Below are 20,511 nucleotides of genomic sequence, written 5' to 3' on the forward strand. Positions count from 1 at the left end.
TCGCTCCAGCATGACCTACGTTTGGAGAGCAGCTTCGGAAAAGCTGCTTTCTCAAACGATGATGGAGCGTCACTAATGCGTACCGGTTACTTCTACTCTCTGATTTTCGCTTTCCTTACCAGCGCCTCGATCGCCGCTATTGCCGCACCTGTTGCGCCAGCGGAGTCGCCCAAGGCGCCTTTGGTGATGGATACCGCGGCACCTTCCCTGAGTGCAAAAATCGATCTTAACGATGCCGACGCGGCAACGCTGCAAAAGGAGCTGGCGGGAGTTGGTGAGGCCAAGGCCAAAGCGATTGTTGCTTATCGTGAAACAAACGGGCCTTTTGCATCGGTGGATGAGTTGCTGGAAGTGAAGGGTATTGGCAAGGCGATTCTGGATCGCAATCGCGACAAGCTGGAAGTCAACTAAGCTAAGTGTTCAACGCCAAGGGGGCCGGTCATTGACCGGCCTTTTTTACTTGCGCAGCGTATGGCCGCTAGTGTTGGTGGAGAGGGCAGCCGTCGGCCACTTTAAAATTACGGCTATCATATTGCGTTTGGATTATGCCTATAATAATTTGCCGGTGCGTCGAGCCAACGTGGCTCATCGGCAACTTCCTTCATCAAGCGTTCCAGGAGCATTCTCATGAGTTCCGCCCAATCCCAAGGTACTGCTCTCGTTACCGGCGCATCGTCCGGTATCGGTGCGATTTACGCTCAGCGCCTGGCGGCGCGTGGTTTTGATCTGCTGCTGGTTGCCCGTGACAAGGACCGTCTGGAAAGTGCTGCAAGCCGGTTGCGTGACGCCCATGGCGTTCAGGTTGAAGTTCTCAAGGCCGATCTGACACAGAAGGACGACGTGCTCAAACTCGAACAGCGCTTGCGCAGTGATTCGAGCATCAGCCTGCTGGTCAATAACGCCGGTGTGGCAGCGGACGGACTGCTGGCCAACGCCGATATGGACCAATTGGAGCGCCTGATCCAGTTGAACATCACCGCAGTCACCCGCTTGGCATCGGCTGCTGCTGCCAGTTTCGCCAAGGCCGGTCGTGGCACGATCATCAATATCGCCTCGGTGGTGGCGTTGTTTCCGGAACGCTTCAACGCTACCTACAGCGCCAGCAAAGCTTATGTACTGAGCCTGACCCAATCGCTTAACACTGAACTCGAAGGCACCGGCGTGCAGATCCAGGCCGTGCTGCCGGGCGTGACCCGCACCGAAATCTGGGAGCGCTCGGGTATCGATGCCAGTGGCATTCCGGCAGAAATGGTCATGGACGCAGGCGAGATGGTCGATGCGGCGCTGGCCGGTCTGGATCAGGGCGAGTTGATCACCATTCCTTCGCTACCTGACGCAGGCGAATGGCATGCCTTTGTAGCGGCTCGTCATGTCATGGCACCGAACCTTTCCCGCAGTGCTGCAGCCCAACGCTACAAGTCCGGCAATTGAATTGATCAGAGGTCATCACGGTATGGATTCGCGTCGAATAGTCGTCACGGGCATGGGCCTGGTTTCACCCTTGGGCAGCGATCTTGAAGTCGTATGGCAGCGCTTGCTGGCCGGGCGTTCTGGTCTGCGTAACTTGCCTGAGGCAACGGTCGCTGATTTGCCCACGCGAGTCGGCGGCGTGGTGCCGACGCTGGAAGAGGATGCTGAAGCAGGCTTTGATCCGGATCGCGCCACGTCACCCAAAGAACAGAAGAAGATGGACCGCTTTATTCTGTTCGCCATGGAGGCTGCCCGGCAGGCGCTGGAGCAGGCTGACTGGCATCCGTCGGAGAGCAAAAGCCAGGAGCGTACCGCAACGATCATCGGTTCCGGTGTCGGTGGTTTCGGCGCGATTGCCGACGCCGTGCGCACCACCGACAGCCGCGGCCCTCGGCGTTTGTCACCATTTACCATCCCGTCGTTTCTGGTCAATCTCGCGGCAGGGCACGTGTCCATTCAGCACGGCCTCAAGGGGCCTTTGGGGGCGCCGGTGACGGCGTGCGCTGCGGGTGTTCAAGCGATTGGCGATGCGGCGCGCTTGATTCGCGCCGGCGAAGCGGATATTGCCGTGTGCGGTGGCGCGGAAGCTTGCATCGACCGCGTCAGTCTTGCCGGTTTTGCGGCAGCACGGGCACTGTCGAGCGGTTACAACGACACCCCGGAGCGCGCATCTCGACCATTCGACAGCGGTCGCGACGGTTTCGTGATGGGCGAGGGCGCGGGGCTGCTGGTGATCGAATCTCTGGAGCATGCCTTGGCCCGGGGGGCCAAGCCTTTGGCTGAGCTGGTCGGTTATGGCACCAGCGCCGACGCCTATCACCTGACGGCCGGGCCGGAAGATGGCAGCGGTGCCAGGCGGGCGATGACGTTGGCACTGGCGCAGGCGGGTATCGAGCCGGAACAGGTGCAACACCTCAACGCTCATGCGACTTCGACCCCGGTGGGCGACCTCGGCGAACTGGCGGCGATCAAAACGTTGTTCGGCACGCAAAATAAAATCGCCGTGACCTCGACCAAGTCAGCCACCGGTCATTTGCTCGGCGCTGCCGGCGGGCTTGAAGCCATTTTCACACTGTTGGCCATTCGTGATCAGGTCGTTCCGCCGACGCTGAATTTCGACAATCCCGATCCGGCGAGCGCAGGGGTGGACATCGTCCATGGCCAAGCGCGGCCGATGTCGATCGAATATGCACTGTCCAATGGTTTCGGGTTTGGCGGGGTCAATGCCAGCGTGCTGTTCAAGCGCTGGCAGGCTTAGTCGCGTTTCTTGAGATGATCCCGGGTGACATCGAGGATGCGTTGCGCAAACTCGGCATCCGCGACGCTGCGTGACAGCAGCAGCGCGCCGACCAGTGTCGACATGATGACGATGGCGCGGTCAGCGCTGTTCTCTCCTTCGAGGCTGTTTTCGATCTGCTCCAGCCGCGCGTTGAGGACCACGTCGCTGGTGGGGCTCGGTTGGCCACGCAGGCCCAGCTCGGAAGAAATGGTCAGCAACGGACAACCTTCATGCGGCGATGTCTGGTGCCATTCGGACAGATACGTTTCGATGAAGACATCGAGCGGATTGTCTTGGGAAAAAATCTCGGCGCACAAACCGTCGACCTGGTTGCCGGCCTCTTGCAAGGCTTTCTCGACAAGTTCGTCCTTGGACTTGAAATGTGAGTAGAAACCGCCATGGGTCAGACCCAGCGCCTTCATCAGGGGTTGCAGACCTGTAGCGCCGATTCCGTCCTTGCGAAAGCGAGCCGAAGCCTCCTTGATGATGCGCTGATGGGTCTGGGCTTTATGATCCTGCGAATAACGCATGTGGAACTCTCCGCAACAATGTCCCCATCTTAACCAAGGAAAATTAGATGGTGACTGTACTTCTACTTCTTAAAAGCGTGCAGATAGGTCCAATGGCTATAAAAAGCACAAACCCCGCCGATCAGGCGGGGTTGTGTTCAGCGGTCCTGCGCATCTTTGGCGTCCGCTTCGGCATTGCGTTGGGCAACGCGTCGGCGTTCTTCATCGGTCAGATCGACCTTGTTGGCGGTGTCGCGCAACATCATCAATCCGCCGACGATCGAGCCGATTGCAACGACTAGAATCAACCAGGCATACCAAGGCATAACGGCTCTCCTTAATGGCAGGTCGACGGACGAGGATTTCGCCGTGCAACGCTGCATACCACTTTTGAGCGAAGTGAACTCGCAGTGGTTCCATTCTAGGCCGCTTGTACCCGGTACACCCGAAATCCCTCAATTGCCCGTCAGCATTGCATCGGCCGGTGCGTTGGCACGCAGTTGTCCGGTGAGCAGGAAGTAGCCGAAACCGACTGCCATGAAGCCGAGGAAGATCAGCCCGATCAACGCGTTGAACCACGCCATCGCCACCAGACACACCACCGCCAGCACCAAGGCAATCAGCGGAATCAACGGGTAGCACGGCGCGCGGAAGGTACGTTCCAGATTCGGTTCCGATTTACGCAGTTTGAACAGACTGAGCATGCTCATGATGTACATCACGATCGCGCCGAATACCGCCATGGTGATCATCGCGGCGGTGAGGGTCATGCCGCCGAGGTTGATCAGACCGTCGCTGTAAATCGCCGCGATGCCGATGATGCCGCCGACAATGATGGCGCGGTGTGGCGTCTGGAAGCGTGAGAGTTTCGCCAGCGAGGCTGGGAGATAACCGGCGCGGGCCAAGGCGAAGAACTGCCGTGAATAGCCGAGGATGATGCCGTGGAAACTGGCGACCAGACCGAACAGACCGATCCACACCAGCATGTGCAGCCAGCCGGAGTTGTCGCCGACCACGGTTTTCATCGCCTGCGGTAGTGGGTCGTTGATGTTCGCCAGGGTGCGCCAGTCACCGACGCCGCCGGCAAAGAACATCACACCCATCGCCAGCAACACCAGGGTCAGAATGCCGCTGATATAAGCCTTGGGAATCGTGCGTTTCGGATCCTTGGCTTCTTCGGCAGCCATCGCCGCGCCTTCGATGGCCAGGAAAAACCAGATCGCAAACGGAATGGCCGCGAACATCCCGGCAATCGCCGGCGCGCCAAACACGTCGGAGCCGGCCCAGCCATTCAAGGCAAAGTTGCTGAAGCTGAACGCAGGGGCGACCACGCCCATGAACACCAGCAATTCAGCCACGGCCAGCACGCAAACAATCAGTTCGAAAGTAGCCGCCAGTTTCACCCCAAGAATATTCAGCCCCATGAACACGATGTACGCACCGACCGCCGCGTGTTTCGGATCGAGCGCCGGAAACTGCACATTAAGGTAGGCGCCAATGGCTAGGGCGATTGCCGGTGGGGCGAAGACGAACTCGATCAGCGTTGCCAACCCGGCAATCAAGCCACCCTTTTCACCGAAGGCGCGACGGCTGTAGGCGAACGGCCCACCCGCATGGGGAATTGCGGTCGTGAGTTCGGTGAAACTGAAGATAAAACAGGTGTACATGGTCGCGACCATGAACGAGGTCACCAGGAACCCCAGAGTCCCGGCCACACCCCAGCCGTAACTCCAGCCGAAGTACTCTCCGGAAATCACCAGCCCTACCGCAATGCCCCACAGGTGCAGCGTGCCCAGCGTGGGTTTGAGTTGTGTGTTCATGCGTTTGCTCCCTGAACGGTTTGAAAAGCTCGGGAGAGGGCGTTTGCAGTGGGCGTGCCATTGCGTTGAAACAAGTCGTAATGAGTTGAAAGCTGTCGTATCGGGGATGTTCGCGGTGGGATAGCTGCTTTTTGTGCGCCAGTTGGGTGCGATGTCGGCGTTGATGCCGTCTTCGCGAGCAGGTGAGTGCATTTCAAAATGTGGGAGCGAGCCTGCTCGCGAAGAGGCCCGCCTGACGGCGCAAAAACCTGCTGTAACGCCGGCATAAACCCACTCTTTACGCTTTCTTTATGCCCAGCCAGACCCCTCGCTCTCGTTCCTTTACAGCCTCCTTTCCGACAATGCCTCCACACGCGGCAATACGCCGTAACACGGAGATCTTCCATGAGCGTTCTGGACGGGGTGTCACTGCTATTGGCAGTGGGGCTGTTCATTTATCTGTTGGTTGCGCTGTTGCGCGCGGATCGGAACTAGGAGCGGCTATGCACAGTTATGACTATTGGCTGATCCTCGCGTTTTTCGCGGTGGTCCTGCTGCCGGCGCCGCTGCTCGGGCGCTTCTACTACAAAGTGATGGAAGGTCAGCGCACCTGGCTGACGCCGGTTCTCGGCCCGGTCGAGCGCGGTTGCTATCGCATCGCCGGGGTCGATCCGCAGGCTGAGCAGAGCTGGCAGAAGTACACGCTGGCGCTGCTCGCCTTCAACCTCGCCGGTTTCCTGCTGCTGTTCGCGATCCTGTTGTTCCAGGATCACTTGCCACTGAACCCGCAAAATCTGCCGGGCCAGGAGTGGACGCAGGCGTTCAACACCGCGGTCAGTTTCATGACCAACACCAACTGGCAGTCCTACAGCGGCGAAGCGACCCTCAGCTACCTGAGCCAGATGGTCGGTCTCACCGTGCAGAACTTCGTCAGCGCCGCCACCGGCCTGGCCGTGCTGGTTGCGCTGTGCCGTGGCATCGGCCGCAAATCGACGAAAACTCTCGGCAACTTCTGGGTCGACATGACCCGCGCCACCCTCTACGGCCTGTTGCCGTTGTGCTTGCTGTTGGCGCTGTATCTGGTCTGGCAGGGCGTGCCGCAGACGTTTGCGCAGTATGTGAACGCGGTGACGATGCAAGGCGTTGATCAAGTGATCCCGCTCGGCCCGGCCGCCAGCCAGATTGCGATCAAGCAACTGGGCACCAACGGCGGCGGCTTCTTCGGCGTCAACTCGGCGCATCCGTTCGAGAACCCGACCGCGTGGAGCAACCTGTTCGAAGTCGCTTCGATCATTCTGATTCCGGTGGCGCTGGTGTTCACCTTCGGCCACTACGTCAAAGACCTGCGCCAGAGCCGCGCGATCATCGCCTGCATGCTGGCGCTGTTCCTGATCGGCGGCGCGACTTCGCTGTGGGCTGAGTACCAACCGAATCCGACCCTGAACAACGCTGCGGTTGAACAGACTGCACCGCTGGAAGGTAAAGAAGCGCGCTTCGGCACCACCGCCACGGTGCTGTGGTCGGTGACGACGACGGCCGCGTCGAACGGTTCGGTCAACGGCATGCACGACAGCCTCAACCCGCTCAGCGGCATGGTCGCGCTGGTCAACATGATGGTCGGCGAAGTGATCTTCGGCGGCGTTGGTGCCGGGCTCTACGGCATGTTGCTCAACGTGCTGATCGCGGTGTTCCTCGCCGGTTTGATGATCGGTCGCACCCCGGAATACCTCGGCAAGAAACTCCAGGCGCGGGAAGTGCAATTGTTAGTGGTGACCTTGTTGGTCATGCCGGTGGGCGTGCTGGTGCTCGGTGCGATTGCCGCAGCGGTTCCCAGTGCTGCGGCGACCATCAGCAACCCCGGCCCGCATGGGTTCAGCCAGTTGCTCTACGCCTACACCTCTGCCAGTGCCAACAACGGTTCGGCGTTCGGTGGCCTGAGCGCCAACACACCGTTCCACAACCTGATGCTCGGTCTGGGCATGTTGATCGGTCGCTTCGGTTACATCCTGCCGGTTCTGGCCTTGGCCGGCAGCCTGGCGATGAAGAAAACCGCGCCGATCGGGCAGAACAGCTTCCCGACCCACGGCCCGCTGTTCGTGACCCTGTTGACCGTGACCATTTTGCTGGTGGGCGGCCTGACCTTCCTGCCAACCCTGGCGCTCGGCCCAATCGCGGAACACCTGAGCATGGGCTTCTAAGCCTTTCATTTTAGGAGCTGGATGATGAATATGCCCGCAATCAAACCCGCCGTCGTCAAGGCGCCGGAACAAGCGAAAACCGCGATCTCGGCCCTGTGGCGGCCGGCGCTGGTGCAAGCCTTCGTCAAGCTCGACCCTCGGCAACTGAAACGTTCGCCGGTGATGCTGGTGGTCGAACTGACCGCAATTTTCACCACGGTGCTGTGCTTTATTCCCGACGCCGACGTGCCGACCTTCGTCGCTGCGCAAATCGCCCTGTGGCTGTGGTTCACCGTGCTGTTCGCCAACTTCGCCGAAGCCTTGGCCGAAGGTCGCGGCAAGGCCCGCGCCGACAGCCTCAAGGCTGGCAGCGAGGGCCTCAGCGCGCGGCGCAAACTGGCCAATGGCAGCTTTCAAGTGGTGCCTGCCGCGAGTCTGCGCAAAGGCGATGTGGTGCGTGTCGAAGCCGGGGAAATGATCCCCGGTGACGGCGAAGTCATCGAAGGCATCGCGGCGGTCAACGAAGCGGCGATCACCGGTGAATCGGCGCCGGTGATTCGTGAATCCGGTGGCGATCGTTCGGCCGTCACCGGCAACACCCGTCTGGTGTCCGACTGGTTGCTGGTGAAGATCACCGTCAACCCCGGTGAGTCGACTCTGGACCGCATGATCGCACTGGTCGAAGGCGCCAAGCGTCAGAAGACGCCAAACGAAGTGGCGCTGGACATCCTGCTGATCGGCCTGACCCTGATCTTCCTGTTGGTAGTCGTGACCCTGCAACCGTTCGCCCATTTCGCCAACGGCAGCCTGCCGCTGGTATTCCTTGTGGCGCTGCTGGTCACGCTGATCCCGACCACCATTGGCGGTTTGCTGTCGGCCATCGGTATTGCCGGGATGGATCGTCTGGTGCGCCTCAATGTGATTGCCAAGTCCGGTCGTGCGGTGGAAGCGGCGGGGGACGTGCATGTGCTGCTGCTCGACAAGACCGGCACCATCACCTTCGGTAACCGTCGTTGCAGCGCGGTGTATGCGGCGCCGGGTGTGAGCGGTCGCGAACTGGCTGAAGGTGCGTTGTTCGCATCCTTGGCCGACGAAACCGCTGAAGGTAAATCCATCGTCGAATACCTGCGCGGTCTGCACCCGCAGCCTGAGCCGGCGCTGGAAACCTTGACCGCTGTGCCGTTCAGCGCGGAAACCCGTTTGTCCGGTGTCGACTATCAGGGCCGTGTCTATCGCAAAGGTGCGGTGGACTCGCTGCTGAGTTTCCTCGGCCAGAAACGCGCCGATCTGGCTCCGGCACTGTCGCGGGAAATCGACAAGATCGCGCAGAGCGGTGGCACGCCATTGCTGGTGTGTGCCGACGGCAAATTGCTGGGCGCGATCCATCTCAAGGACGTGGTCAAACCGGGGATCCGCGAACGTTTCGCCGAACTGCGCAAACTGGGGATCCGTACCGTGATGGTCACCGGTGATAACCCGCTGACTGCCGCCGCCATCGCCGCTGAGGCGGGTGTCGATGACGTTCTCGCCGAAGCCACTCCGGAGAAAAAACTCGCGCGCATTCGTCATGAGCAAAACGACGGTCGCCTGGTCGCGATGTGCGGCGACGGCGCCAACGATGCCCCGGCGCTGGCTCAGGCTGACGTCGGCATGGCGATGAACGATGGCACCCAGGCTGCCCGCGAAGCGGCGAACATGGTCGACCTCGACAGCGATCCGACCAAGCTGCTCGACGTGGTGCAGATCGGCAAGGAATTGCTGGTGACCCGTGGCGCGCTGACGACGTTTTCCATCGCCAACGACGTGGCCAAATACTTCGCGATCCTGCCGGCGCTGTTTGCCTCGATTTATCCGCAACTGGGCGTGCTCAACATCATGCAGTTGACCAGTCCGCAGAGCGCGATTCTCTCGGCCATCGTCTTCAACGCCTTGATCATCGTCGTGCTGATTCCACTGGCGCTGCGCGGTGTGCGCGTGCAGGCGGCGAGTGCGGCAGCGTTGCTACGGCGCAATCTGCTGATCTACGGATTGGGCGGGATTCTGGTGCCGTTTGTGGGGATCAAGGCGATCGACATGTTGCTCACGGCGCTGCATTTGGTGTGAGGCTGATATCGCAGCCCCTCACCCTAACCCTCTCCCGGAGGGAGAGGGGACTGATCGAGGTGTTTGCGGGAGTTTCACCGACTTGAGATACCGAGCCGAACTCAGGTTTTGAACTGCACAAAGATCGGCTCCCTTTCCTCTTGTCGCCTTCGTGGGAGAGGGGACTGATTGAAGTGTTTGTGAGAGCTGCGTCGACTTGAGATACCGAGCCAAACTCAGGTTTTGAACCACACAGAAATCGGCTCCCTTTCCCCCTCGCCCCCTTGGGGGAGAGGGCTGGGGTGAGGGGGAAGAGATCTCCCTGATACCCCGCAAAAGTTTGCCCAACGAATTCGAGGATTTTGAAATGTCCACAATGATACGTCCGGCCCTGAGCCTGCTGGTGCTGATGACCCTGGTCACCGGCGTCGCCTATCCACTGGTGGTGACCGGCGTCGCGCAAGTCGCATTCCCCGCTCAAGCCAACGGCAGCCTGGTGCACGACGCCGACGGTAAAGTCCGTGGCTCGTCACTGATTGCCCAGGATTTTGTCGGCGATGCGTGGTTCCATCCACGTCCCTCCGCCGGTGCGTTTGCCACCGTTTCCAGCAGCGCGAGCAACCTGGCGCCGAGTAATCCGGCACTCGCCACGCGGGTGATCGACGATGCCAACAAATTGCAGGTTCCTGGTCAGGGCCCGGTGCCATTGGCCTTGCTGACCACCTCCGGCAGCGGCCTTGATCCGCACTTGCCACCGGCAGCGATTGCCTATCAACTGGCGCGTGTCGCAGCAGCGCGAAATGTGCCGGTATCGACTCTTCAGCAACTGCTCGATGCGCATATCGAACAGCCGCTGGTGGGGCCGCCGGTGGTCAATGTGCTGGAGCTGAACATGGCCCTGGAAAAACTGTAGAAGATGATCGTTCCCACGCTCTGCGTGGGAATGCATCAATGGACGCTCCGCGTCCGCTTTGGTGGGACGCAGAGCGTCCCGGGCTGCATTCCCACGCAAAGCGTGGGAACGAGATCATCAGGAAGAGAGAACATCAAGCATGAGCGACTCCGGCCGCGCCGACGCGCTGTTAGCAGACCTGCCCCGTGACGGCCGTGGCCGGCTCAAGGTTTTCCTCGGCGCCGCCCCCGGTGTCGGCAAGACCTACGCCATGCTTCAGGCTGCCCACACGCAATTGCGCCAAGGCGTGAAAGTCCTCGCTGGGGTCGTTGAAACCCACGGCCGCGCCGAAACCGAAGCGTTGCTTGGCGGCCTGCCGCAGCAACCGCTGGTGCGCTCGGAATACCGTGGCGTGATGCTCGAAGAAATGGACCTCGACGGCATTCTCGCGGCCAGGCCGAAGTTGGTGCTGGTCGATGAACTGGCCCACAGCAACGCCCCCGGCAGCCGCCACGCGAAACGCTGGCAAGACATTCAGGAACTGCTCGCCGCCGGTATCGACGTATTCACCACGGTCAACGTCCAGCACCTGGAAAGCCTCAACGATCAGGTGCGCGGCATCACCGGTGTGCAAGTGCGCGAAACCCTGCCGGACTGGGTGCTGCAAGAAGCCTACGAACTGCTGTTGATCGACCTGCCGCCGCGTGAACTGCTCGAGCGTCTGCGTGAAGGCAAGGTCTACGTGCCGGAACAGGCCCGCGCAGCGATCGATGCGTTTTTCACCCAGACCAACCTCACCGCGTTGCGCGAACTGGCGATGCAAACCGCCGCTGCGCAGGTCGATAACGATCTCGCTCAAGGCTATCGCCAGCTCGGTCAGGCCGCCCCGGCAGTGCGCGGGCGATTGCTGGTCGGCGTCGATGGTGATGCGCAAGCCGAACGCCTGGTACGGCATGCCAGTCGTGTCGCCCAGCGCCGGCATTTACCGTGGAGTCTGGTGCATGTCGATAACGGCAGCGTACGCGACGAGCAATCGCGCCTGCGCCTGCAAAGCGCTCAGCAACTGGCCGAACGCCTCGGTGGTGAAGTGGTGTTGCTGCGCGCCGGTGAAGTGGCGAAAACCTTGGTCCAGCATGCTGCCGAGCGCCGTGCGAGTCTGGTGTTGGTCGGCCAGTCTCGGCCCAGTTGGCGTCGTCGACTGTTCGGCGGTGGCTTGGCGGCGCGTCTGTTGCGTCAGGCCCATGGGCTGGAAATCAACGTCCTCGACAACGATCATGAACACCCGCAGTCGCGCCCGCGAAACCCGCTGACACTGGTGTGGTTCGACTATGCGCTGGCGTTGGTTGCCACGGTGTTGGCCAGTGCGCTGGCGTGGGCGGTGTCGAGTGTGTTGCCGCTGCCGAATATCTCGCTGGTGTTCCTCGCGGCAGTGTTGCTGGTGGCGGTGCGCAGCAGTCTCGGTCCGGCGCTGGCCTGTGCGGCGTTGTCGTTTCTGACCTATGACTTTCTGTTCATCCCGCCGAATTTTTCCTTCGCCATCCAGCGCGAAGAAGACGTCCTGACTTTATTGTTTTTCCTGTTGATGGCGGCGCTCACCGGTAATCTTGCGGCGCGTCAGCGTCGGCAATTGCAAGCCTTGCGTGACACCCAGGAAGAAACCACCGAACTGCTTGACCTGTCGCGCAAACTCACCGCCGCCACCGATCGCCAGGCTGTGGTCAGCGCTGCCGCGCAACACCTCAATGGCTGGAGCGATCTGCAGTTGTGCCTGCTTAATCGCGACGGCCAGGGCGGCTGGAAAATCGAGACCGGCGGGCCGCTGGAATTTACCGAGTCCGAACGCGCCGCCGCCGATTGGGCCTGGCAGCACGATCAACCGGCGGGCATGGGCACCGGCACGTTGCCGTTCGGACGCTGGTGGTGGTGGCCGCTGTCGGTCGAGGATGGGCCGCTGGCGTTGCTTGGCGTGTGTGCCAAGGAAGGCCAGACCTTGAGTGGCCAGCGTCGCCGCTTGCTCACCGCGTTGAGTCAGCCGCTCGCCCAAGCGCTGGCGCGCGCGCAGTTGGCCGATGACCTGGAAGCCGCGCGCCTGCACGGCGAGACCGAACAATTGCGCAGTGCGCTATTGGCGTCGGTGTCTCACGACTTGCGCACGCCGCTGACCGCCATGCGCGGCAGCATCGACAGCCTGTTGGCCCTCGGCGAGGCGATACCGCTGGAGGACCGTCGCGAGTTGCTCGAAGGCACCCGCGACGAAGCCGAACGCCTCGACCGCTACATCCAGAATCTGCTCGACATGACCCGGCTCGGCCACGGTGCGTTGAAACTGGCGCGGGACTGGGTGTCGCCCGCCGATATCGTCGGCAGCTCACTCAATCGCCTGCGCGCGGTATTGGCGCCGCTCCAGGTCAGTACCGATGTGCCGAGTGAGTTGCCGCTATTGTTCGTCCATGCCGCGTTGATTGAACAGGCATTGGTCAATGTGATGGAAAACGCAGCGCGTTTCTCACCTGTTCACGGTCGTTTACAACTCAGCGCGGGAGCGAATGACGAGGAGATTTTCTTCTCGGTCAGCGACGAGGGGCCGGGGATTCCCGAGGATGAACGGGCGAAGATTTTCGACATGTTCTACACCGCAGCCCGTGGTGATCGCGGGGGGCAGGGCACTGGCCTCGGCCTGGCAATCTGTCAGGGCATGGTCGGCGCGCACGGCGGTCGCATCAGTGTCGCCGACGGCATCGACGGACGCGGCACCTGCATCACCTTGCACTTGCCGTTGCAAGCGCAACCGGGGATGGACAATGAAGCCTGATGCGGACTGCGCTACTCTCTTGCCACTCTTTTGTGTTGATGTGAATTCATGAGCCAGACCGCGACCATTTTGGTCATCGACGACGAACCGCAGATCCGCAAGTTCCTGCGCATCAGCCTCGCTTCCCAGGGCTACAAAGTGCTTGAGGCCGGCACCGGTGCCGAAGGCCTGGCGCAGGCGGCGCTGAACAAACCGGATTTGCTGGTGCTCGACCTCGGCCTGCCGGACATGGACGGCCAGCAAGTGCTGCGCGAATTTCGCGAGTGGGCCACGGCGCCGGTGTTGGTGTTGTCGGTGCGCGCCAGCGAAGGGCAGAAAGTCCAGGCGTTGGATGGCGGCGCCAATGACTACGTGACCAAGCCGTTCGGCATCCAGGAGTTTCTCGCCCGGGTCCGCGCCTTGTTGCGTCAGGCGCCGGCGGGGGAGGCGCAGCAGGCGGCGTTGAGCTTCGGCCCGCTGACCGTGGATCTGGCCTATCGGCGGGTGTTGCTCGACGGTGTCGAAGTGGCGCTGACCCGCAAGGAATACGCGGTGCTGGCGCAACTGGCGCGGCATCCGGGGCGGGTAATTACCCAGCAGCAATTGCTCAAGGATATCTGGGGGCCGACCCACACTGAGGACAGCCATTATCTGCGGATTGTGGTGGGGCATTTGCGCCAGAAACTCGCGGATGATCCGACGCGGCCGCGGTTTATCGTGACTGAGGCGGGGGTTGGCTATCGGCTGTTGAGTGACAACACTCTTTAGCCATTTGTTGTCCCGGCAGACGCCATCGCTGGCAAGCCAGCTCCCACAGGTTTTTCAGCTGTGATTGAAATCTGTGTATCACCTCGATCACTGTGGGAGCTGGCTTGCCAGCGATGAGGCCCTTAAAGACTGCGGAAAACTTCAGGGCTCTCTGCTCTGCTCACTGTCATACCGATCCAGCGTATCCCGCGCAATCTCGCGCCCCAACGCGATCAGCTCCGGCGCCTTGTAAAACTCGAAAAACCGGCACACCCGCTTCGGCACGTTGATCAGGATGTCCGGCGGATACCCAGCGATCTTGTACTGCGCCAACGAGGTCTGCATCACCTCGAAACTCTGGTTGATCAAATCCAGCAGCGATGCCGGCCCGACGTTATCGATGATGAATGAACCGGTCGCCGATTTCGGCGCGCCTTCACGCTCTGGCGCGGCGGCCGGTTGCTGGCTCTCCGGCTCGGCGCCGTCCAGCCAAGGGTTGATGTCTGCTGCTTCGGCACGCAACGCTTCCTGCTCGAGCCGCAACAGTTGCTCGGCCTGTGTACGGCGGAACGGCATCTTCGATCCCAGCGATCTGATCAGGTTGTCGAAGCGTGAGCGGAACGCGGCGGGGCGCTGGATCACCGGCAGTTTGTAGTGACGCTGGTTGGTCGAGTTGAGGTTGACCGCAATGATCAGATCACAGTGGCTCGACACCACCGGCACGATCGGCAACGGGTTGAGAATGCCGCCATCGACCAGCATGCGATTGCCCTGCATCACCGGGGTGAACAGGCTGGGAATCGCCGCCGAGGCGCGCATGGCCTGATGCAGACAGCCTTCCTGAAACCAGATTTCCTGTTGATTGGTGAGGTCGGCGGCGACGGCGGTGTAGGGGATGCGCAAGTCTTCGATGTTGATTTCGCCGACGATCTTGCGGATCTGGCCGAAGACCTTTTCGCCGCGAATCGCGCCGAGGCGGAAACTCACGTCGACCAGGCGCAGTACGTCCAGATAGTCGAGACTTTCGATCCAGTTGCGGTATTCATCGAGCTTGCCGGCGGCGTAGATCCCGCCGACCACGGCGCCCATCGAACAGCCGGCAATGCAGGCGATTTCGTACCCGCGTTTCTCGATCTCTTCAATGACCCCTATATGGGCATAGCCCCGGGCGCCACCGGAGCCCAGTACCAGCGCGACACGTTTTTTTTTCATCCAGCGTCCTCCCGACAAGGTTCCACAATGCACCCATCGCCGGACCGGCTCAATCGCCGAAGTCGTTCAGTGCGCCAGTGACGTCGTTTTTTCGCTCCTGCATGACCCTTCAGCGCTATCCTTCTCAGTTGCGCGGTTTCACCCGCCGGCAAGGCACTTTTTCGCAGCCAGGCCGTCTTACCTGCACGACTGTTGACCTATTTGAGGTGTGAGTGATGAAAGCCTGGATCTGTGTGCCGTTGATGGCTCTGGCATTGGCCGGTTGCGCCGGTAAAACCGCTTACCGCGACAGCTGCGGCAGCCAGCTCGACGCGGCCTGGCATGAGCTGGATCTGGCCAAGGCCGAAGGCTTTGCCGGCACCGTCAGCTACTCCAAAGCGTTGTCGCTGCTGACTGCCGCGAAGACCCAGCAACAATTCGAGGGTTTCGAAGGCTGCAGCAAGAAAGCCGAGAAAGCGCGTTTCTACATTCGCGAATCCCGCGCCGGCCGCTAAGCTGCTGACGTGAAGCAAGGAGGCTGCGGTCACTGGGCGGCAGCATGTTCTACAGAGCCATTTGAATCAGGAGCAAGTGATGTCTGCGTTGGTTGACCGGTTGGTGGCTCATGTCCTGAGTCTGGAGGTACGGCTGCTGGCCTGTCAGGCGCGATTGACGGCACGTACCGACCCCGAGGCGCTGCACGATCTGCGCACTACGGTGCGGCGCTTGCGCAGCCTGCTGCGGCCATTGCGCGGCTTGCCCGGTGTCGAGCAACTGGAAGATGCCGCCTCGGCGGTCGGCCAATTGACCACCCCGTGGCGTGATCGCGAGGTGTTGGCGGCGTACCTGCTCGCGCATGATCAGCCCGAAGCCGCGCAACGCCGCATGGCGCAGATGGCCGAGGCTTATCCGGCGCTGGCGGCGAGTGCCGAAGTGGCCTCGCTGCTGATGATTCTCGACGCGTTCCCGCGATTTCTGCGCGCCTCACAGCGTCAGGGCTTGCTCAAAGGTTTGGACAAGCGCATCGAGAAACGCCTCGGCAAGCAATGGCAGAAACTCGACGAGGCGCTGCACGATCCCGCTCACGACCGTCACCGCTTGCGTTTGCTGATCAAGCGCGTGCGCTACGGCATCGAAGCCTATCCCGAACTGGACCGCTTGCCCGAGGCGGCGCTGGCGCGATTGAAGTCGGCCCAAGGCGCGTTGGGTGACTGGCACGATTGCTGGCAGTGGCTGGCGAAAGCCGAACTGGAGGCGGATCTTCAGCCCTGTGTCGCCACTTGGCAGGCGACCATGATCAAAGCCGAAAGCAAAGCTGATCGTGTGCTGGAAAAACTCAGTTCAGCCTGTTTCAAATAACCTGAGCCCCGCGATATCCCCTGCAGGAGCTGCCGAAGGCTGCGATCTTTTGATCTTGTTGTTAAAAATCAAAATCAAAAGATCGCAGCCTTCGGCAGCTCCTACAGGGTTTTGTGTCTGTATTTGAAATACGCTAAGGCCTTTCTGTCAGCCCATTTGACCGGAATAGACGCTGCGGCGCTATGCAGGTCTGGTTAAGATCCCTGCATTCCTTTTTCGTTTTTTGAGGTTGCCATGCGCTTTAGCGATCTGCTCGAGGCGGTCCGCCGCCAACCGGAACTGACCATTCCTGCCGAATGGGGCCAGGGGCGTGCGAGCTTCGGTGGTCTGGTGGCTGCGCTGCAATACGAAGCCATACGCGCGAAGGTCCCGGCGGATCGCCCGGTACGTTCGCTGGCGATCACCTTTGTCGGCCCGGTCGAGCCTGAAGTCCCGGTGAGTTTCGAAGTGGATGTACTGCGCGAAGGCAAGGCCGTCAGCCAGGTCATGGGCCGGGCGATCCAGAATGGTCAGGTGGTGACCATCGTTCAGGGTAGTTTCGGTGCCTCTCGGCCGTCGGAGGTGGCAGTCGAAGCGTATCCGGCGCCGTCAATGAAACACTGGGATGAATGCCAGGAATTACCCTATATCAAAGGCGTGACCCCGGAGTTCATGCGTCATCTGGCAATGCGCTGGAGCGTCGGCGGCATGCCGTTCACCGGCACTCAATCGCGGCTGATGGGCGGCTGGGTGCGCTTGCGTGGAGATGTCAAAGAAGAACCGGTCAACGAGGCGCATCTGCTGGCCTTGGTCGATGCGTGGCCGCCCGCGCTGTTGCCGTATCTGAAGAAGCCTGCACCGGGCAGTACGCTGACCTGGACCATCGAATTTGTGCAGCCGCTACACGATTTGAGCACGCTGGACTGGTGCCAATACCTGGCCGACATCGAGTACGCCGCCGATGGCTACGGCCATGTCGCCGCCAAGCTGTGGAGCGCAGAAGGTGAACTGATTGCGATGAGTCGCCAGACCGTCACGATCTTCGCCTGAGTCAGTGCCGACGGTGGCGTTCACGCCAGGCGCGCCACCAGCCGCCGCTGAGAAAGAAGCGCGGAAAGGTCAGAAACTGCTCGACCAATAAGCGCGACACGGCATCTTTACGATCACTGAACGGCTCGGAGGCTTGCGCCTCCAGGCTGTGGCCGTGGCGCTGCAAACCCAGCGCCGCAACGATACCGATCACGCCGACGGCGACGCTGGCCAGACTCAGGCTGAACACCCCGGACACGATCAGCAGAAACGCGACGATAAACAACGGCACGGCAATCAGGTGCAGCACCAGATTGGTCGGGTGCTGGTGATTACCCGGGTACGCGCGCCATTGCCACGCGGGAAGATTGGGGTGACGTTTGCCCATGTTTTCTACTCCTCGATCCATGTTGAACACATGCTTGAAGAATAGGCCCGGGCGGCGAGGGCGGCGAATCAAGGTTGGCTATTGGCATCATAGTCATGATGGACAAAAAAGATCGCAACCTTCGGCAGCTCCTGCATATAAATGCGTACACCTGTAGGAGCTGCCGAAGGCTGCGATCTTTTGATCTTCAGAGCTTCAACTGACCTATTGCTTTGCTCAACTCCCCGGCCAACGTCGCCAGCTCATTACTGGTCGTCGCCGAATCCACTGTTTGTTGCACGGTGTTTTCGGTCACATCACGAATACTCACCACCGCCCGGTTCATCTCCTCGGCAACCTGGCTTTGCTGCTCCGCCGCCACGGCAATCTGCGTGTTGCTTTCACGCATCTGCGCCACCGCCCCGGTGATTTCCGCCAGTGCTTCGCCGGCCTCCTGCGCCTGCTGCACGCAATCGTCGGCCTTGTACGAACTCTCCTGCATGAAATCCACCGCATCGCGGGTGCCAGCCTGCAAGGCCGAGACCATCGTGGTGATCTCATCGGTCGAGGTCTGCACCCGTTTCGCCAGATTGCGCACCTCATCGGCGACCACGGCAAACCCCCGGCCCATTTCACCGGCGCGGGCGGCCTCGATGGCAGCGTTCAGGGCGAGCAGGTTGGTCTGCTCGGCAATGCTGTGAATCACGCTGACCACGCCGTTGATCTTCTGACTGTCCTCGGCCAGCCGTTGAATCATCTCGGCCGTCTGCTGCACACCGCTGGACAGCCCGGCAATCGAGTGCTGCACCCGCGCGACCACTTGCTGACCGCTGCCGGCGAGACCATCGGCGGTCTGCGACAAGTCGCGGGTGGCGCCGGCGTGTTGGGCGATGTGATAAACCGTGGCAGTCATTTCGTTGATCGCGGTAGCGGCCTGATCGGTTTCGCTCTGTTGACCAAGCATGCCGTGGCGCACTTCGTTCATGCTCGATGCCAGTCGCGCCGCGCCGACATCCAGTTGCCGTGCGGTGTTGGCCACGGTGGTGACGACGCGCTGGTAACCGGCCTGCATCGCGTTGAACGCATTGGCCATCTGCCCGACTTCGTCTTTGCCGGCCAGTGGCACACGAGCCGAGAGATCGCCGCTTTTCTCAACGTGAAGCATGACGTCCTTCAAGGTGTTGAGCTGGCTGAGCAGAAAGCGGATCAGCAGTTGCGAGGCACACAGCATGGCGAACATCAGAATGAACACCGCCACCGCATAGTTGGCGAAACGCTCGCTGAACACCTGACTCAGACTCGGGCCGTAGGCAATGACCGCAACTTGCTGGCCATCGGCGCGACTGAACACTTCGGCGCCCATCAGCGGGTTATCGCCGAACAGCGGCATATGATTGATCTCGTTCCAGCCGTTGCTTTCCGTGATTTCCAGCAAGGGTTGATCGTTCAGGCGCGGTGCTTCGCCGCGCTTGAAGGTCAGCACCTGATCGGCCTTGGGCAATGACTGCCCGACCGGCCAGGCCTTGAGCAATTGCGCCTGGGCTTGCGCCGAGGCCTGAGACGCGTGACTGCGCGCCTGTTGTTCGAGCTGCACGGCGTACAGCACCAGCAACAGGGTGGTGACGAAGGCGACCGCATTGACCGCCCAGAATTTGTATTTCAGTGAGATATTGCTAAGCCAGGCACCCATGGAGGTCTTCTCTGATAGCGGAAACAGTTTTGGCAAGGTGCCATTATTGTGCCGCTATGCAGAAGACTCGATTTGATGTGAGTCAAGAGATCAAAAGATCGCAGCCTTCGGCAGCTCCTACATTGGGATGGCGTACGCCCTGTAGGAGCTGCCGAAGGCTGCGATCTTTTGCGGCTTACGCCAATGCCGGGAGGTTGTAGAACGCGCGGGCACACGCGGTGGTGTGCGCCGCCAGATCTTCCCCGGTTTCGCCGCGGTGCAACGCCACTTCGCGCAGGACTTCAGTCAGATAGGCCGGTTCATTGCGCCCATTCTTTGGTTTCGGTCGCAGGGTGCGCGGCAGCAGGTACGGCGCATCGCTTTCCAGCATCAGGCGCCCGCGTTTGATCTCTTTCACCAACGGATGCAAATGCGTGCCCCGACGCTCATCGCAGATCCAGCCAGTGATACCGATGTGCAGGTCCAGATCGAGGTAGCTGAACAAGGCTTTTTGCTCGCCGGTGAAGCAATGCACCACAGTGGCGGGCAGTTGATCGCGGAAGACTTTGAGGATTTCCAACAGGCGCTGGCTGGCATCACGCTCATGCAGAAACACCGGCAATTGCAGTTCAACGGCCAACGCCAAATGCTCTTCGAGGACTTTTTCCTGTTGTGGGCGCGGCGAGAAATCCCGGTTGAAATCCAGCCCGCATTCACCCACGGCGACGACGTTTTTTTCTTGCAACAGACTGCGCAAACGACGGGCGCTATCGGCGTTCCAGTCGCTGGCCGAATGCGGATGAATACCGGCGGTGGCGAACAACCGTTGACCGCTTTCATCCAGCTGTTGGCACAGCTCTAAAGCCTGTTCGCTACCCTCGACGCTGGTGCCGGTCAGCACCAGTTGGCAGACCCCGGCCGCATAGGCGCGATCAAGCACGGCCTGGTGTTTGTCGGCGAAACTGGGGTTGGTCAGGTTGACGCCGATATCGATGAGTTGCATGGTTGCTACCTCGGGCCGAAGGCCGGAAAGCATACCAGAGCTGTAGATTCATAAGAAAAGCCAAGAACTACAACGAGTTATAGCTGTCTTTTGATGCCGCGACGCAGCCCGGTTTGGCAGAAGTGCCATTACTGTGCCAGTCTCTCGCACTTTGCCAGCGCTCCAAGC

The 20,511-nt window shown here is 60.8% G+C and carries 19 protein-coding genes; 12 read left to right on the plus strand and 7 right to left on the minus strand.

What is annotated here, in order from left to right; translation table 11 throughout:
* The first annotated feature begins 75 nt into the window (after positions 1-75).
* The 3 genes from ACM6JQ_RS24290 to fabF all read left to right on the plus strand — a co-directional run bounded on the left by ACM6JQ_RS24290 (position 76) and on the right by fabF (position 2,728).
* Positions 76-411 carry a ComEA family DNA-binding protein gene (locus ACM6JQ_RS24290; protein ID WP_007908495.1) on the plus strand — a complete coding sequence of 112 codons (336 nt, stop codon included), beginning with the start codon at positions 76-78 and terminating at the stop codon, positions 409-411.
* 216 nt (positions 412-627) lie between these two features.
* Positions 628-1,431 carry an SDR family NAD(P)-dependent oxidoreductase gene (locus ACM6JQ_RS24295; protein ID WP_007908497.1) on the plus strand — a complete coding sequence of 268 codons (804 nt, stop codon included), beginning with the start codon at positions 628-630 and terminating at the stop codon, positions 1,429-1,431.
* Between the two features lie 22 nt (positions 1,432-1,453).
* The gene (fabF, locus tag ACM6JQ_RS24300) at positions 1,454-2,728 is read left to right on the plus strand and encodes a beta-ketoacyl-ACP synthase II (protein WP_414894786.1); all 1,275 of its coding nucleotides are present in this window, start codon (positions 1,454-1,456) and stop codon (positions 2,726-2,728) included.
* On the opposite strand, the gene ACM6JQ_RS24305 is transcribed toward fabF, so the two are convergent.
* From ACM6JQ_RS24305 to eat, 3 genes are all read right to left on the minus strand, one after another.
* A complete protein-coding gene (locus tag ACM6JQ_RS24305) occupies positions 2,725-3,279 on the minus strand; it encodes a TetR/AcrR family transcriptional regulator (protein WP_095112936.1) in 555 nt (184 codons plus the stop codon). The two genes, fabF and ACM6JQ_RS24305, sit on opposite strands and share 4 nt — an antisense overlap.
* A gap of 137 nt (positions 3,280-3,416) precedes the next feature.
* The gene (locus tag ACM6JQ_RS24310; protein ID WP_007908505.1) at positions 3,417-3,584 is read right to left on the minus strand and encodes a DUF2897 family protein; all 168 of its coding nucleotides are present in this window, start codon (positions 3,582-3,584) and stop codon (positions 3,417-3,419) included.
* A 129-nt stretch (positions 3,585-3,713) separates the two neighbouring features.
* Positions 3,714-5,078, minus strand: a complete 1,365-nt coding sequence (gene eat, locus ACM6JQ_RS24315) for an ethanolamine permease (RefSeq protein WP_007908507.1) — start codon at positions 5,076-5,078, stop codon at positions 3,714-3,716.
* Between the two features lie 384 nt (positions 5,079-5,462).
* Between eat and kdpF the strand changes: the two genes are divergently transcribed.
* The 6 genes from kdpF (at position 5,463) to ACM6JQ_RS24345 (ending at position 13,767) form a co-directional block, all read left to right on the plus strand.
* A complete protein-coding gene (gene kdpF, locus ACM6JQ_RS24320) occupies positions 5,463-5,552 on the plus strand; it encodes a K(+)-transporting ATPase subunit F (protein WP_007899818.1) in 90 nt (29 codons plus the stop codon).
* 8 nt (positions 5,553-5,560) lie between these two features.
* Complete coding sequence (kdpA, locus tag ACM6JQ_RS24325) at positions 5,561-7,255, plus strand: potassium-transporting ATPase subunit KdpA (RefSeq protein WP_007908510.1); 1,695 nt, start codon at positions 5,561-5,563, stop codon at positions 7,253-7,255.
* Positions 7,256-7,279: 24 nt separating this feature from the next.
* The gene (kdpB, locus tag ACM6JQ_RS24330) at positions 7,280-9,337 is read left to right on the plus strand and encodes a potassium-transporting ATPase subunit KdpB (protein WP_414894787.1); all 2,058 of its coding nucleotides are present in this window, start codon (positions 7,280-7,282) and stop codon (positions 9,335-9,337) included.
* A gap of 346 nt (positions 9,338-9,683) precedes the next feature.
* The gene (gene kdpC, locus ACM6JQ_RS24335) at positions 9,684-10,229 is read left to right on the plus strand and encodes a potassium-transporting ATPase subunit KdpC (protein WP_007908524.1); all 546 of its coding nucleotides are present in this window, start codon (positions 9,684-9,686) and stop codon (positions 10,227-10,229) included.
* 139 nt (positions 10,230-10,368) lie between these two features.
* Positions 10,369-13,020 (plus strand): sensor histidine kinase, encoded by a 2,652-nt coding sequence (locus ACM6JQ_RS24340; RefSeq protein WP_007908532.1) that lies wholly within the window; start codon positions 10,369-10,371, stop codon positions 13,018-13,020.
* Positions 13,021-13,068: 48 nt separating this feature from the next.
* The gene (locus tag ACM6JQ_RS24345) at positions 13,069-13,767 is read left to right on the plus strand and encodes a response regulator (protein ID WP_102899954.1); all 699 of its coding nucleotides are present in this window, start codon (positions 13,069-13,071) and stop codon (positions 13,765-13,767) included.
* A 141-nt stretch (positions 13,768-13,908) separates the two neighbouring features.
* On the opposite strand, the gene ACM6JQ_RS24350 is transcribed toward ACM6JQ_RS24345, so the two are convergent.
* On the minus strand, positions 13,909-14,958 hold the full coding sequence (locus ACM6JQ_RS24350; protein WP_007908542.1) for a patatin-like phospholipase family protein: 1,050 nt from the start codon (positions 14,956-14,958) through the stop codon (positions 13,909-13,911).
* A 215-nt stretch (positions 14,959-15,173) separates the two neighbouring features.
* Here ACM6JQ_RS24350 and ACM6JQ_RS24355 point away from each other — a divergent pair, with 215 nt between their 5' ends.
* From ACM6JQ_RS24355 to ACM6JQ_RS24365, 3 genes are all read left to right on the plus strand, one after another.
* On the plus strand, positions 15,174-15,452 hold the full coding sequence (locus ACM6JQ_RS24355) for a hypothetical protein (RefSeq protein WP_007908543.1): 279 nt from the start codon (positions 15,174-15,176) through the stop codon (positions 15,450-15,452).
* Between the two features lie 79 nt (positions 15,453-15,531).
* Positions 15,532-16,296: a CHAD domain-containing protein gene (locus ACM6JQ_RS24360; protein WP_007908544.1), complete on the plus strand. Its 765-nt coding sequence runs from the start codon at positions 15,532-15,534 to the stop codon at positions 16,294-16,296.
* A 234-nt stretch (positions 16,297-16,530) separates the two neighbouring features.
* Positions 16,531-17,325, plus strand: coding sequence for an acyl-CoA thioesterase (locus tag ACM6JQ_RS24365; protein WP_007908545.1), 795 nt, complete (start codon positions 16,531-16,533; stop codon positions 17,323-17,325).
* Between the two features lies 1 nt (position 17,326).
* Here ACM6JQ_RS24365 and ACM6JQ_RS24370 read toward each other — a convergent pair whose 3' ends face one another.
* The 3 genes from ACM6JQ_RS24370 to ACM6JQ_RS24380 form a co-directional block, all read right to left on the minus strand.
* Positions 17,327-17,692: a terminase gene (locus ACM6JQ_RS24370; protein WP_414894788.1), complete on the minus strand. Its 366-nt coding sequence runs from the start codon at positions 17,690-17,692 to the stop codon at positions 17,327-17,329.
* A gap of 187 nt (positions 17,693-17,879) precedes the next feature.
* Positions 17,880-19,361, minus strand: coding sequence for a methyl-accepting chemotaxis protein (locus ACM6JQ_RS24375; protein WP_414894789.1), 1,482 nt, complete (start codon positions 19,359-19,361; stop codon positions 17,880-17,882).
* Between the two features lie 175 nt (positions 19,362-19,536).
* Positions 19,537-20,343, minus strand: a complete 807-nt coding sequence (locus tag ACM6JQ_RS24380) for a TatD family hydrolase (RefSeq protein WP_414894790.1) — start codon at positions 20,341-20,343, stop codon at positions 19,537-19,539.
* Positions 20,344-20,511 lie beyond the last annotated feature (168 nt).

It is taken from the genome of Pseudomonas sp. IT-232MI5, assembly GCF_949767845.1.
In the GTDB taxonomy this organism is placed as follows: domain Bacteria; phylum Pseudomonadota; class Gammaproteobacteria; order Pseudomonadales; family Pseudomonadaceae; genus Aquipseudomonas.